Origin of the sequence: Pantoea sp. GM_Pan_3 (genome assembly GCF_026541045.1) — a bacterium.
In the GTDB taxonomy this organism is placed as follows: domain Bacteria; phylum Pseudomonadota; class Gammaproteobacteria; order Enterobacterales; family Enterobacteriaceae; genus Pantoea; species Pantoea anthophila.
Genome location: NZ_JALNVA010000001.1, coordinates 538,984 through 552,512 on the forward strand (window position 1 = coordinate 538,984; position 13,529 = coordinate 552,512).

The 13,529-nt window shown below is 56.0% G+C and carries 13 protein-coding genes; 5 read left to right on the forward strand and 8 right to left on the reverse strand.

From position 1 onward, the window contains the following. Positions 1-54 precede the first annotated feature (54 nt). From flhB to OXR04_RS02455, 3 genes are read left to right on the forward strand one after another with little or no spacing between them, the layout of a single operon-like run. A complete protein-coding gene (flhB, locus tag OXR04_RS02445) occupies positions 55-1,206 on the forward strand; it encodes a flagellar biosynthesis protein FlhB (protein ID WP_046102008.1) in 1,152 nt (383 codons plus the stop codon). After that, positions 1,199-3,298, forward strand: a complete 2,100-nt coding sequence (gene flhA, locus OXR04_RS02450; protein ID WP_046102007.1) for a flagellar biosynthesis protein FlhA — start codon at positions 1,199-1,201, stop codon at positions 3,296-3,298. Before flhB ends, flhA begins: the two co-directional genes overlap by 8 nt. Continuing rightward, positions 3,298-3,690, forward strand: a complete 393-nt coding sequence (locus OXR04_RS02455; protein WP_267369172.1) for a flagellar protein FlhE — start codon at positions 3,298-3,300, stop codon at positions 3,688-3,690. Before flhA ends, OXR04_RS02455 begins: the two co-directional genes overlap by 1 nt. Before the next feature lie 130 nt (positions 3,691-3,820). Here OXR04_RS02455 and OXR04_RS02460 read toward each other — a convergent pair whose 3' ends face one another. The 6 genes from OXR04_RS02460 to OXR04_RS02485 all read right to left on the reverse strand — a co-directional run bounded on the left by OXR04_RS02460 (position 3,821) and on the right by OXR04_RS02485 (position 8,921). Continuing rightward, positions 3,821-4,153 (reverse strand): HigA family addiction module antitoxin, encoded by a 333-nt coding sequence (locus tag OXR04_RS02460; RefSeq protein ID WP_046102057.1) that lies wholly within the window; start codon positions 4,151-4,153, stop codon positions 3,821-3,823. 84 nt (positions 4,154-4,237) lie between these two features. Beyond that, entirely contained in the window at positions 4,238-4,573 is a 336-nt protein-coding gene (locus OXR04_RS02465; protein WP_072052719.1) for a type II toxin-antitoxin system RelE/ParE family toxin, read from the reverse strand. Positions 4,574-4,624: 51 nt separating this feature from the next. Beyond that, complete coding sequence (locus OXR04_RS02470; protein WP_267369173.1) at positions 4,625-5,623, reverse strand: aldo/keto reductase; 999 nt, start codon at positions 5,621-5,623, stop codon at positions 4,625-4,627. Between the two features lie 232 nt (positions 5,624-5,855). Next, positions 5,856-6,773, reverse strand: a complete 918-nt coding sequence (locus OXR04_RS02475; RefSeq protein ID WP_267369174.1) for a LysR substrate-binding domain-containing protein — start codon at positions 6,771-6,773, stop codon at positions 5,856-5,858. Positions 6,774-6,856: 83 nt separating this feature from the next. After that, on the reverse strand, positions 6,857-8,587 hold the full coding sequence (gene argS / locus OXR04_RS02480) for an arginine--tRNA ligase (protein ID WP_267369175.1): 1,731 nt from the start codon (positions 8,585-8,587) through the stop codon (positions 6,857-6,859). A gap of 211 nt (positions 8,588-8,798) precedes the next feature. Then, entirely contained in the window at positions 8,799-8,921 is a 123-nt protein-coding gene (locus tag OXR04_RS02485) for a hypothetical protein (protein WP_009089698.1), read from the reverse strand. Positions 8,922-9,234: 313 nt separating this feature from the next. On the opposite strand from OXR04_RS02485, the gene OXR04_RS02490 reads away from it, so the two are divergent. Continuing rightward, the gene (locus OXR04_RS02490) at positions 9,235-9,795 is read left to right on the forward strand and encodes a VOC family protein (protein WP_267369176.1); all 561 of its coding nucleotides are present in this window, start codon (positions 9,235-9,237) and stop codon (positions 9,793-9,795) included. On the opposite strand, the gene OXR04_RS02495 is transcribed toward OXR04_RS02490, so the two are convergent. Beyond that, entirely contained in the window at positions 9,792-10,937 is a 1,146-nt protein-coding gene (locus OXR04_RS02495) for a PatB family C-S lyase (RefSeq protein WP_150029844.1), read from the reverse strand. The genes OXR04_RS02490 and OXR04_RS02495 overlap by 4 nt on opposite strands. A gap of 85 nt (positions 10,938-11,022) precedes the next feature. Here OXR04_RS02495 and cutC point away from each other — a divergent pair, with 85 nt between their 5' ends. Beyond that, positions 11,023-11,775: a copper homeostasis protein CutC gene (cutC, locus tag OXR04_RS02500; RefSeq protein WP_267369177.1), complete on the forward strand. Its 753-nt coding sequence runs from the start codon at positions 11,023-11,025 to the stop codon at positions 11,773-11,775. 668 nt (positions 11,776-12,443) lie between these two features. Here the strand turns inward: cutC and OXR04_RS02505 are convergent. Continuing rightward, positions 12,444-13,442 carry a hypothetical protein gene (locus OXR04_RS02505; RefSeq protein WP_046101997.1) on the reverse strand — a complete coding sequence of 333 codons (999 nt, stop codon included), beginning with the start codon at positions 13,440-13,442 and terminating at the stop codon, positions 12,444-12,446. Positions 13,443-13,529: the final 87 nt, after the last annotated feature.

The window sequence follows — 13,529 nt, forward strand, 5'->3', positions numbered from 1 at the left end:
CTTAAGCCAGATTTGGCATCCTATGCTCAGAATTCCTGCCAGCTGAGGTTTGTCGTGGCTGAAGAAAGCGACGAAGACAAAACAGAATCGCCCACGGCCCACCGACTTGAGAAAGCGCGTGAAGAGGGCCAGATTCCGCGTTCGCGCGAACTGACGTCATTACTGATGCTGCTGGCCGGCATCATGATCCTGTGGGTAGGCGGCAACATGATGGCGCACCGGCTGGCCGCGATGGTCGCCACCGGCCTCCGCTTTGATCATGGCATGGTCAGAGATGACAAAATCATTGTCAGCCACATCGGCGGACTGATCACGCAGGCGCTGATGGCGCTGCTGCCCCTGATGGGCGGGCTGGTGCTGGTGGCGATTGCCGCCCCCATGCTGCTGGGCGGTATCGTGTTCAGCGGCAAATCGATCAAGTTCGACCTGAAAAAACTGAGTCCGATGGCCGGTTTCAAGCGGATGTTTGCCGCTCAGGCCTGGACCGAACTGTTTAAAGGCGTGCTCAAAACCATTCTCGTCGGTGCCGTGGGCTGGTGGTACATCTGGAGCCACTGGCCGGAGATGCTGCGGCTGATCAGCGAAGCCCCGATTAACGCGCTGATCCACGGCATGGAGATGATCGCCGTCTGCTGTTCGCTGGTGATGCTGGGGCTGGTGCCGATGGTGGGGTATGACGTCTTCTGGCAACTCTACAGCCACTTCAAAAAGCTGAAGATGTCGATGCAGGAGATCCGCGACGAGCACAAGCAGCAGGAGGGTGACCCGCACGTTAAGGGGCGTATCCGCCAGCAGATGCGCGCCGCCGCGCGCCGCCGCATGATGGCGGATGTGCCGAAAGCTGACGTTATCGTCACCAACCCGACGCACTACTCGGTGGCGCTGCAGTACAACGAGAAGAAGATGAGTGCGCCAAAAGTCGTCGCCAAAGGCGCAGGCGAGATAGCCCTGAGAATTCGTGAACTGGGCGCGGAGCACCGCATCCCGGTTCTGGAAGCACCGCCGCTGGCGCGTGCTTTGTATCGACACACTGAGATTGGTCAGCACATCCCCGGCGCGCTTTATGCTGCCGTGGCAGAGGTACTGGCATGGGTCTGGCAGTCACGCCGCTGGAAGCGTGAAGGCGGCCTGATCCCAGCCAAACCAAAAAACCTGCCGGTTCCGGCAGAGATGGACTTTGCAGGAGAGAGCAAAAACGATGGCTAACAACCTGGCCGCAAAACTACGTTTACCGGGCAACTTTAAAGAGATGCAGTGGCAGGTGCTGGCAGGTCCGGTGCTGATCCTGATGATCCTGTCGATGATGGTGCTGCCTTTACCGCCATTCATCCTCGATCTGCTGTTTACCTTTAACATTGCGCTGTCAATCATGATCCTGCTGGTGTCGATGTTCACCCAGCGGACCCTGGAGTTTGCGGCATTCCCGACCATCCTGCTCTTCTCTACGCTGCTGCGCCTGGCGCTCAACGTCGCGTCGACCCGTATCATCCTGATGGAAGGACACACGGGTGCCGCGGCGGCGGGGCAGGTGGTGGAAGCGTTCGGCCACTTCCTGGTGGGTGGCAACTTCGCCATCGGTATTGTGGTGTTTATCATCCTCGTCATCATCAACTTCATGGTTATCACCAAGGGTGCCGGGCGTATCGCGGAAGTTGGCGCGCGCTTTGTGCTGGACGGGATGCCCGGTAAGCAGATGGCAATCGATGCCGACCTCAACGCCGGTCTGATCGGCGAAGATGAGGCCAAGCGTCGCCGTGCAGAGGTGACCCAGGAAGCGGACTTTTATGGCTCGATGGACGGTGCCAGTAAGTTCGTTCGCGGGGATGCCATCGCAGGCATCATGATCATGGTGATTAACGTCATCGGCGGCCTGCTGGTCGGCGTGGTGCAGCACGGTATGGATGTGGGTCATGCCGCAGAAACCTATACCCTGCTGACCATCGGTGATGGTCTGGTCGCTCAGATCCCGGCGCTGGTTATCTCCACCGCGGCCGGTGTTATCGTTACGCGCGTTGCCACCGATCAGGATGTGGGCGAGCAGATGGTCACCCAGCTGTTCAAAGATCCGCGCGTGCTGATGCTCAGCGCCGGGGTGATCGGTCTGCTGGGCCTGGTGCCGGGCATGCCTAACTTTGTCTTCCTGCTGTTTACTGCGGCCTTACTGGGTCTGGCCTGGTGGCTGCGCGGCCGCGAAATGCAGCCGAAGAAGAAAGTGGACAGTGCAGGCAGCATCAGTAACAAGGCGGCGGCGGACACGCCTGCCACCACGGAAGCCTCCTGGACCGATGTGCAGCTGGAAGACACGCTGGGCATGGAAGTGGGCTACCGCCTGATTCCGATGGTCGATCATCAGCAAAATGGCGAGCTGCTGGGGCGTATCCGCAGTATCCGTAAGAAGGTCGCTCAGGATGTGGGTTTCCTGCCGCCGGTCGTGCACATTCGCGACAATATGGAGCTGCCGCCTGCACGCTACCGCATTCTGATGAAAGGGGTGGAGATTGGCAGCGGGGATGCGTACCCTGGCCGCTGGATGGCGATCAACCCAGGCACGGCGGCTGGCTCGCTGCCGGGTGAAGCCACAGTCGATCCCGCCTTTGGCCTGGCGGCGGTCTGGATTGACAGCGCGCTGAAAGAGCAGGCGCAGATTCAGGGCTTTACCGTAGTGGAAGCCAGTACCGTCGTCGCGACCCATCTTAATCACCTGATTGGTCAGTACGCCAGCGAGCTGTTTGGTCGTCAGGAGGCGCAGCAGTTGCTGGATCGGGTGACGCAGGAGATGCCGAAGCTGACCGAGGATCTGGTGCCGGGTGTGATCACGCTGACGACACTGCATAAAGTGTTGCAGAACCTGCTGGTTGAGCGGGTGTCGATTCGCGATATGCGAACCATCATTGAGACGCTGGCGGAGCATGCGCCGGTGCAGAGCGATCCGCAGGAGCTGACCAGCGTCGTTCGTGTGGCGCTGGGCCGTGCGATTACCCAGCAGTGGTTCCCGGGTAATGATGAGGTGCAGGTGATCGGGCTGGACTCGACGCTGGAGCGTCTGTTGCTGCAGGCCCTGCAGGGCGGCGGCGGGCTGGAGCCGGGGCTGGCCGATCGGCTGTTAAGCCAGGCACAGGCGGCGTTGCAGCGTCAGGAGATGCTGGGCGCACCACCGGTGCTGCTGGTCAATCATCCGCTGCGTGCGCTGCTGGCGCGTTTCCTGCGCCGCAACCTGCCACAGCTGGTGGTAATTTCAAATCTGGAGCTGAGCGACAACCGTCAGATCCGCATGACCGCCACTATCGGAGGCAAATAATGCGCTGGCCAATCGCTATACTGTTGCTGCTGCCGCTGATGGCACAGGCGGCCGGCGGGGCCTGGAGTGGCAGTGCCAGCGGGCCACCGCTGGCAAACCGGGGCAGCTGGATGCGGTCGCAGCCGCTGACGCCCCCCATCGGTGTCGGCGGTGAGGTCAGCGTAATCAGCTGGCGTTATGAGCTGAGCCGGCCGGCACCTTCCGGTCTGGAGGTGCGGCTCTGCGGCGTGCAGCGCTGCGCAACGCTGGAGGGGGCCAGCGGGGTGACGCGCGGGCTGGCCCATCTGAGTGCCGATGAACCGCTGCATATGGTGTTTGGTTTTGCCGGAAGCGGGGCGCTGCCGCCAGGTTTGCGGGTGGTCAGCAGCGAAGTGATGGTCAACTACGAGTAGGGCGGTTACCGGAGAGCCTGAAAGAAGCCTGAGGTCCGGGAGATGTGATATCAGGGCGCGCTCAGCGCGGCCCTGGTGTCCGTTGAAAGATTTGCCTGTAAACGCGCCGTCAGGGCAACGTTCTTCACTTTCACGCCACCTGATTCTCTTTCTGCGCCAGAAACGTCTTCAGCGGGGTTACGCGACTGATCTCCTCCTGAGCGCGTGCATCGTGCATCACTTCCCAGACATCAACACTGTTCTGCAGGTTAAGCCAGAACTCCACACTGGTCTCAAAGGCCGCAGCCAGTCTGAAAGCCATATCCGGTGTCAGCTTCCTGTTATTGTTCACCAGAGCGCTAACGGTGTTACGGTGTACCTTCAGCATCTCTGCTAAATCAAGAATTTTCAGGCCAGCTGGCTCCAGGTATTCGTAAAGTAACACGTCGCCAACAGTGGTCGGTTTTCGGGTCGCCTGATTCATATCGTTGCTCTCTTCATCTCTTTCAGCGTCTGATAATGCTGCCGGCAGGGTGGCAGCGTCCGACATCAGGATGTCTGGTGATTATCATTTGTGTCTTTTGTAGCTATGCGGGTCCAGATAGAGATCAACAGCCTTACCGTCGATCCATTTGAAAATCAGCCGGTATTGCTCATTGACTCTGATTGCTGCATATCCTTTCAGGGGTGGGTTCAGCTCCTCATAACGATTGCCTGGTGGTGATCTCAGATCCTGATAGTTTACCGCGGCATTAATAATATCGAGCTTTCTGGCCAGGGCTGATGAGAGTGTCATCGGGATTTTTCCGGAATGTTTCCCATATAAAAAAAAGTCCCTGAGCCATTCATCCCTGAAACTGTCGATGTTCCTTAACGTTGCCACATCATGACCTCCCTGTATCATGTTGAAATCAGCTTAGCGCACCGTTGCACAGTGCGCAAGTGCTAATCAGGGTCAGCCATTTACCCCCTTCATTCCCTCTTCAGAGTAGCGGCCACCTTTGACTTCGATCTGCTGATGCAGGCCATTCAGCAGCCGGACATCGGCCTCTTCCAGTTCAATCTCTGCGGCCCCGGCATTTTCATGGAGCCAGACGAGCTGCTTCGTACCCGGGATCGGCACCACTTTTTCATACTGAGCCAGTAACCACGCCAGCGCAATCTGCCCGCTGGTGGCGTCATATTTCTCAGCCAGCGGCGCGATCGCGTTAAGAAGGCTGAGATTGTGGTCGAGATTTTGTTGCTGGAAGCGGTCATTATTTTTGCGGAAGTCGCCTTCAGTAAAATCGCTGTTGTTACGGTATTTACCGGTAAGAAAACCTCTGCCCAGCGGCGAGTAGGGCACCAGTCCGATGCCGAGCTGTTTCACCATTGGCAGGATCGCCGCCTCAATGTCCCGCGTCCAGAGTGAATACTCCGTCTGTAATGCCGCCAGAGGATGCATGGCATGCGCCCGCTTCAGCGTGGCGGCGGAGGCTTCGCACAATCCAATCTGTGCAATCTTGCCCTGCTGCACCAGACTGCTGAGGCACGCCATGCTCTCCTCAATCGGTGTCGCCGGACTGATACGATGCAAATAGAACAGGTCGATGCGCTCAACGCCCAGCCGTTTCAGCGACGCGTGGCAGCTGCGGATAATGTAGTCCGGCTCATTATTGATGGTGCGGGCATAGGCCTCATCCGCTGGCCGGGCGATGCCACATTTGGTGGCGACGGTAAATGTCTGCCGGTCGGCCTGTCTCAGCCCGGCGAGAAACTGTCCGATCAACTGCTCGTTGTGGCCGCGGCCATAAAGATCGGCGGTGTCGATAAAGGTGATGCCGGTTTCGCGTAGCTGGTTAAGCAGCTGCAGTGAGTGGCGGTCGTCGGTCTGACCATAAAACTCGCTCAGCCCCATTGCGCCATAACCGATCGCGCTGACCTCCAGCCCCTGAGATAACGTGCGTGTTTTCATTGTCTCTCCTCGTGAGTGAGCCGCCATTGTTTCACTCACGCCGGCAGCCATGAATTGCTGTTCTGGCAATACCAGAAAGGTATCAGGCAGGTGAATAAATAAGCGGATAAGCGACGGAGGAGGTTATTAATTGCACAACTGAAAACGGCGGAAATGGGAAATTAACGCTTCGTTTTGAGAGCAGCGTAAATATATTTTCGCCGATGAAGTGCGGCTGTTTTTAAGGGATGGCTTACTTTTGAGGGGATAATTTTTCCAGCGCTGCGAGAACCGCCTCGTTTTTTTCATCGGCACGGATAGCGGCATACACATCAATTGCCAGGTGCCGGGCCGCGCGTTCGCTCAGCGGCCGGTAGCAGAGTCCGGCCTGATTGAAGGTACATTTTGACTGGGGCATCAGGGCGAAACCCTTGCCTCTGGCGATATGGGACAGCATCAGCAGTGAATCTTCCGGCTCCCGCTGCCGTTTCAGCGCTACGCGGAGCGTGGCGAAGTAGCGCTCACATTTGTCGTAGAACAGCGGATTGGCACTGCGCGCAAACCAGAACAGGGGCAGGTCAGCCACGGCCTCAGGCGAAACCTGTTCCGCCCGGGCGGCAGGATGGGAGGCGGGCAGGACGACCAGCAGCGGCTCGCGGTAAACCCAGGCGTAGTGGACGGCCTCATCAGCCTCCGCGCCTTTTTCTCCGGTGAGGATTAAATCGAGCGTGTTACGGGCCAGGTTCTGCAGCAGCTGCGCGGAGGTCAGGCTGGGCATCTCCATCTCGTCACTGGCATGCAGTGCCACGAGCTGCTGGTTAAGCGGCGTGATAGCTTCAAAGTTCAGCGTTCGGGTTACGCCGATACGCAGGCGCGAGGCAACAGGGCCCGCATCCTGGGTTAAGGCTTCGAGGGCGATGAGGATCGCTTCCGCTTTAGCAACCAGGGCCTGCCCGGCTTCGGTGAGCGTCACCTCATGGGGCGTCCGGCTGAAGAGGGGCTGCCCCAGCAGATCTTCCAGACTCTGAATCTGGCGGGTCAGGGGAGGCTGCGTCATTCTCAGGCGTTCGGCGGCCCGGCGAAAGTTAAGCTCATGCACGACCGCCAGAAAGCATTGCAACTGCTTTACCGCAGGAAGGTGACGGCTGATGAGATGCGCTGCTACAGACATGAGATCGTTCTGCCACTCAGAGAAGGGGGAATAGGGCAGGAGCGGTCAGCGACGGAGAGGGAAGGCCCTCTCCGTCGCGACGATTACATGCGCTCGACGGTGTCGATGCCCAGCGTATCCAGACCCTGCTTCAGCGTCTTCGCAGTCAGCGCAGCCAGCTGCAGCCGGCTCAGGCGGGTTGACTCTGACTCTGCCGTCAGGATCGGACAGTGCTCGTAGAAGCCGGAGAAAAGACCGGCCAGATCGTAGAGATAGGCACACATCACATGGGGAGTGCCGTCACGGGCAACCTGAGTGATGATCTCTTCGAACTGCAGCAGGCGGGTCGCCAGCTGGGCTTCGCGCTCTTCGCTGATGACAATCTCTGCATCCAGCGAATCGGCATCAATACCCGCCTTGCGGAACACCGAGAGTACGCGAGTGTAGGCATACTGCATGTAGGGCGCCGTGTTACCCTCGAAGGCCAGCATGTTGTCCCAGTCGAAGATGTAGTCGGTGGTGCGGCTCTTGGAAAGATCGGCATATTTCACCGCACTGATCCCGACCACTTCCGCCAGCGTTTTGACTTCCGCTTCGCTCATCTCCGGGTTCTTCTCGCGCACCAGCGTGTAAGCACGCTGATAAGCTTCATCCAGAAGGTCGGAAAGCTTGATGGTGCCACCGCTGCGGGTTTTGAACGGACGGCCATCTTTGCCCAGCATCATGCCAAAGGCATGGTGTTCGAGCGGCACCGACTCCGGAACATAACCGGCTTTACGCACGATAGTCCAGGCCTGCACCAGGTGCTGATGCTGACGGGAGTCAATGTAGTAAAGAACACGGTCAGCTTTCAGGGTCTCATAACGATATTTCGCACAGGCGATATCGGTCGTGGTGTAGAGGTAGCCACCATCCTTCTTCTGGATGATGACGCCCATCGGCTCACCTTCTTTGTTCTGGAACTCATCCAGGAACACCACGGTCGCGCCTTCACTCTCGACGGCTAACCCTTTCTGTTTCAGGTCAGCCACGATGCCAGGCAGCATATCGTTGTAAAGACTCTCACCCATCACATCGTCGCGGGTCAGGGTGACGTTCATGCGGTCATAAATCTTCTGGTTCTGACTCATCGTGATGTCGACCAGCTTCTTCCACATCTCACGGCAGTAAGGATCGCCACCCTGTAATTTCACCACGTAGCTGCGTGCGCGCTCAGCAAACTCAGGATCTTCGTCATAGGTGCGCTTGGCTTCACGGTAGAAGGCTTCGAGATCGGCCAGCGCCATCTCTGCGTGGTTCTCGTTCTGCTGCTTTTCCAGGAACGCGATCAGCATGCCGAACTGAGTGCCCCAGTCGCCGACGTGGTTCGCACGGATCACCCGATGGCCGAGAAACGCCAGCGTACGAACGGCGGCATCACCAATGATGGTGGAACGGACGTGGCCCACGTGCATCTCTTTGGCGACGTTAGGCGCAGAGTAGTCGACCACGATCGTCTGAGGCTCAGCCAGCTGCACGCCCAGACGCGGCAGACTCAGGGCTTCACGGGCATGCTTCGCCAGCCAGGCGTGATCAAGGAAAATATTGATGAAGCCCGGTCCGGCGATTTCGACTTTGCTGGCGATGCCGGTCAGGTCGAGATGCTGGATCACCGCTTCCGCTAATTGTCGCGGAGCCTGTCCCAGCTTTTTCGCCACGGCCATAATACCGTTGGCCTGATAGTCTCCAAACTGGACCCTGGCGGACTGACGAACCTGCGGTTCGCAATCGGCGGGTGCGCCGGCTAAAACCATTGCCTGACTGACTTTTGCGGAAAGAAGTGCCTGAATATTCACCGAGTTACCTTCATAAGCTGAACAACGCCCGAGCCTGCTAAGCCGGACTGTCATCATCTTGCCTGACAGCATCGCGTCACGGACGGGCAGAAACGGATGAGGCAGACAAAACGGAAAAAAATGAGGGGGAAAGTATACGTGAAATGTCAGTGGGCGTCAGTAGCTGGATGAAGCGGGGAAACAGAGCCAGAGAAGATGTTTCCCGGAGGCATTAACGACGTCTCAGATGACGGCGAGGGTTCTTAACGCTTTTATCTTCACGCACCTTCCAGTGGCGGGAAATTGCAAATCCCATCAGTGCGATCAGGACAGCGACAACGATGAGCATAGACATAGAGCCATTCCTTTTGGTTGTGTTAGGTCAAATTTATAGGAAGGCAGGGAGAGCTGCAATTGATTGATGTTGAAATGAGAGTTATCTTATTGTAATAAAGAAGTCTAATTTAATCATGTATTTAATATAACTTCATCAAGGAACTCATGGTCCTAAACAGGAGATAAATCCGAAATGAAAGATGTTATTATGCGGTTTTGCGTTAAATTTCCGGTCAAATAAGATGAATCTTATCATTTATTACGCTTAACTCCCGGCGCACAATAAAGCAGACTGGTCACAAAAGTTAAATAAAGAGAGAGGAATAAGGGTTGTGAAGCATACTTTTCCGGCAGAATTGGATGATTTAAAGTCAGATCTAGAGCGTTTTGAAGAATCGTTGCAAAACTTTGCGCAGCGCCTGGGTTTGTCTCTTTGTGATCACGAAATCGACCATATTGCGGTGCGCTGTCATCAGGACACCACGGCGGCACGCTGGCAGCAGGGTCTGCAGCAGATGGGCACAGAATTTTCCTCCGCCGTCATCAACGGGCGACCGATTTGTCTGTTTAAGCTCGATCAACCCTTAACCGTGGCAGGGTGTCAGATTGATGTGGTGGAACTGCCGTGGCCGGGTGAAAAGCGTTATCGCCATGAAGGCTGGGAACACGTTGAGATCGTGTTACGCGGCGATCCGGAGTCGCTGGGCATGCGCGCAATGGCCTTGCTCTCTGACCCGGCACTGACGCAACCGGGCATTTCGTTTAAAACCAGCGCGCCGAAGGGAGAGAATGAGCGTCTGCCCAATCCGACGCTGGCGGTGACGGATGGACAGACGACAATCAAGTTTCATCCGTGGCGACTGGAAGAGATTGTCGCCAGCGAGCAGAACTAAATCCGGGCGGCGACCGCGCGTTTCAGGCGGGCGACCGCCTCGTCAAGCAGCGCGCGCGTGCAGCCGAAATTGAGCCGGACAAACTGGTCATTGCCAAATTCCCGGCCTGCGGTTAAGCCCAGACCGTGTTTTTCGAAGTAGAGCGCCGGGCTGGCGACGCCCAGTTCACTGGCGTCGATCCAGGCCAGGTAGGTGGCTTCCGGCGCGGCGAGTGACAGACCGGTCATTTTATTGACCTGCGACACCAGCCAGTCGCGGTTGCTGCGCAGGTAGAGGTTCTGCGCGTCCAGCCAGGATTCACCCTCGCGCCACGCCGCCGCCGCTGCCGTAATCGCCAGAATATCGACATCAGGCACAATGCCGCGCCGCAACCGCGTAAAACGCGCGCGCAGTTCGGGATTCGGAATAATGGCGATGGATGCGCCAAGCCCGGCAATATTAAAGGTTTTGGACGGCGACATCAGGGTTACGCTGCGCTGCGCGGCGTCTTCGCTCAGGCTGGCAAACGGGATGTGCTGAACACCCGGCTCCAGCAGCAGATCGCTGTGGATCTCGTCAGAGCAGACAATCAAATCGTGCTTCTGCGCAAAGGCGAGCTGCGCCAGCAGTTCATCCCGGCGATAGACGGTGCCGCCCGGATTCTGCGGATTGCAGAGCATTAACAGCCGCTCGCTGCCCGTCATCTCACCCTCAGCTGCCGTCAGATCGAGCAGCCAGCGTCCCGCGTTCAGGGTCAGCGGCAGATTCAGCTGAGTGCGCTCCGCCAGCTTTGACGCCCCGCGAAACGGGGGATAAATCGGGGTCGGCGCTATCGTGCGTTCGTCTGAGGCCGTAAAGGCACGGACAGCCAGGTTCAGCCCGCTCACCACGCCGGGCAGTACCACAATCCACTCCGGATTTACGTGCCACTGATAGCGTGAGGCAAGCCAGGCGATCGCGCTGTCGATAAACTCAACGGGCGTGTCGCCGTAACCAAAAATCCCATGTTCGGCACGGGCTTTTATCGCGTTGATGATGCAATCCGGCGATCGGAAATCGGTATCCGCGACCCACAACGGCAGAATGTCCTGGTCCGCATATTTGTTCCATTTGAGACTATCGCTGTGACGGCGGTCTATCCGTTGGTCGAAATTGAATGCCATAGTTAACTTTCCCGGTAAACTCATTCCAGCAGCCAGACTAACTGATGAATCTGCCTTGAACCAGAGTCATGTAAAGGAGAAGAGAATGACCACACTGGAAATTTGCTGCTATGGCGTGGACTGCGCCGTGACCGCACAACAGGCGGGTGCCGATCGGGTTGAACTCTGTGCCGCCCCGCGCGAAGGCGGTCTGACCCCGTCTGCGGGGATGCTGAAGGTGGCCCGTCAGGCGGTTTCGATTCCGGTTCATCCTATTGTCCGGCCACGCGGGGGCGATTTTTGTTACACCGCACGTGAATTTGAAGCGATGAAATCGGACGTGGCGCTGATCCGTGAACTCGGTTTCCCGGGGCTGGTGATTGGTATGCTGGATGAAGATGCCCATATTCATCAGGGGCAGATGCGTCAGATTATGGCGCTGTGTGATGGCCTGAGCGTCACCTTTCATCGGGCCTTCGATCTCTGTCACAGCCCTAAGCGCGCCCTGGAAACATTAACCGATCTGGGGGTGGCACGGATTCTGACCTCCGGGCAGCAGCAAAGCGCCGAAAACGGAATTGCATTACTCCGGGAACTTAATGAGACCAGCAAGGGTCCTACTATTATGGCGGGTGCCGGGGTTCGTCTCAGCAACCTGCAAAAGTTTCTCGATATGGGCATTCGCGAAGTTCACAGCTCGGCCAGCCGCCTGATGGCCTCGCCGATGCGCTACCGCAAAGCGGGTGTTTCTATGTGTTCAGAAGCCGAAACCGACGAGTTCAGCCGCTACTGCGTCGACGGCGATGTGGTTGAGGCGATGAAAAGCGTGATGCAGATGAGCAGCGTCCGGGTCGCCTGAGCTACAACAGATTTTGCCGCGCAGCACGCCGATCATTGACGTGGTGTTTGCAAGTACCAAACCCCAGTATGCTTGCTGGGGTTCTTTTTGTCTGAAATTAAGGTTTAGGATCAAATTAGCGTCGGCTCAGGCTTTGTAAAAGCCTGAGGTTTCTTTAAAACGCACTACCTGTCTCTGGCTGGATAGTCTGTACAAGTAAGGCCAGGACTATGTATTACACGTATGACTTTCTGGCTCTTTTTGCGTCTGATAAAGGCGGGTTTCAGAATTGTGTGATGATAGCTTTCACTAAAGAAATTATTAAAAAAACGGCATACAAAAACAGCGATAAGAGTGAAAGGTAATAGTAATTATCAATCCATCCAGTGAGGTTGTAGTTCATGCCTTTCAGATGCTCGGTAATAGCGACGTGTTGTCTGGGCTGAAAAATGACCTTTTTTCCTTTTCTGAGTCTTGAGAAGAAATAGGACATACCAAACGACCCCAAAAAACCCATAGACCCATAAAACCTGTAAAGGGGTGGTAATTCAAACCTGGCATCATGGTAAAAAGATAACAAAGATTCATATTTCTCTTTGTTAATGGAAAAGATCACGAACTGTATAATGGTAATAAAGAAAGGCACAAGGGCACAGCCCATAGCGAGATAAAAAAGCCTATTTTCCATATTATTGTAACCACATATCCATAAAATAATCGTTTACTGCACTTGCAGCGGTCCCGCCGACTAGCGAACCCACTGCAGCACAGGCAACCCCCCCGGCACCAGCGGTAACTATACCTACTGCAAAGCAAACGCCCATACCAGCAGATGCACCCAGTGTGCCTCCAGCCATGCCAGAAAATGTACCACTGGCAAATTTAGCGTATTCCTTAAATGCTATCTTACTGCATTCACCTTCTCGCCCAATCTTGCAGGCATTAGCGACTTCGTTTGTGGTTCCTAAAAAGGCAAAGCCTATTCCGATATATCCTCCGGATTTGAGGAATCGCGCCGCTCTGGCTGCATTGCCTACATAGAATGAATAACCGGGAATGCCGCCCAGGCCCACCGTTGACCACTCATGCACGATTGAACGACTGGAAAGATTTAAGGCTCGCTTCAGATTTTCGTACTGTCGGAACTTAACGACAGAACGTGATAGTGATTTTAACAGTGGCTTATTGACCAGTTCTCTAAGCTGGTTTAGCAACTGATTACGCTCGAGGAAAAACTGCTGGCTGATGAGCGTTCCCTGCGAACGGAACTGATTCTGATAACTGGCCTCAATTTTCGTCAAAGTTTGCTCAATGGCTCTGAAGTATCTTTCACCGGCATCGCCTGCTGTGCTGAAAATCTTATCTCCCGCGCCAGTCAAAGCGGCAATCAGACCGTAATGCTTTTGCAGAAAACTGGCATCGTCACCATCAATCCCTGTAAAGGCGTTATTGGTCTTGTCTTTCGCCTGCCTGAGTGAATGCAACATTTGCAGGGTGATTTGAGCGGGTGTCTCTGGATCAGCGACAATCAGAATCTGCCCAGGCTTAAGATAGCGGGTATCTGCATTAAGTTTCATAAACAGGCTGACTGCTGGAGATTGAACGTCCCTGAACAATTCTCGCGCCTGGTATTCCAGTGTTCCGGGTCTCTCCACAACACAATATCCGGGGGCAATATTACGCGCCATGATTCCTTTCTCCGTTCGTTATAAACCCGACATGATGAGTAATACAGACAGACGGCAGTACCGGTATGGATAAAAAGCTGGGGTAAA

Bases quoted from the DNA above. Each gene is read 5' to 3' on its own strand.
- flhA (WP_046102007.1), top strand. From the start codon at position 1,199: ATGGCTAACAACCTGGCCGCAAAACTACGTTTACCGGGCAACTTTAAA.
- OXR04_RS02455 (WP_267369172.1), top strand. From the start codon at position 3,298: ATGCGCTGGCCAATCGCTATACTGTTGCTGCTGCCGCTGATGGCACAG.
- OXR04_RS02460 (WP_046102057.1), bottom strand. From the start codon at position 4,153: ATGAATCAGGCGACCCGAAAACCGACCACTGTTGGCGACGTGTTACTT.
- OXR04_RS02465 (WP_072052719.1), bottom strand. From the start codon at position 4,573: ATGATACAGGGAGGTCATGATGTGGCAACGTTAAGGAACATCGACAGT.
- OXR04_RS02470 (WP_267369173.1), bottom strand. From the start codon at position 5,623: ATGAAAACACGCACGTTATCTCAGGGGCTGGAGGTCAGCGCGATCGGT.
- OXR04_RS02475 (WP_267369174.1), bottom strand. From the start codon at position 6,773: ATGTCTGTAGCAGCGCATCTCATCAGCCGTCACCTTCCTGCGGTAAAG.
- OXR04_RS02485 (WP_009089698.1), bottom strand. From the start codon at position 8,921: ATGTCTATGCTCATCGTTGTCGCTGTCCTGATCGCACTGATGGGATTT.
- OXR04_RS02495 (WP_150029844.1), bottom strand. From the start codon at position 10,937: ATGGCATTCAATTTCGACCAACGGATAGACCGCCGTCACAGCGATAGT.
- cutC (WP_267369177.1), top strand. From the start codon at position 11,023: ATGACCACACTGGAAATTTGCTGCTATGGCGTGGACTGCGCCGTGACC.
- OXR04_RS02505 (WP_046101997.1), bottom strand. From the start codon at position 13,442: ATGGCGCGTAATATTGCCCCCGGATATTGTGTTGTGGAGAGACCCGGA.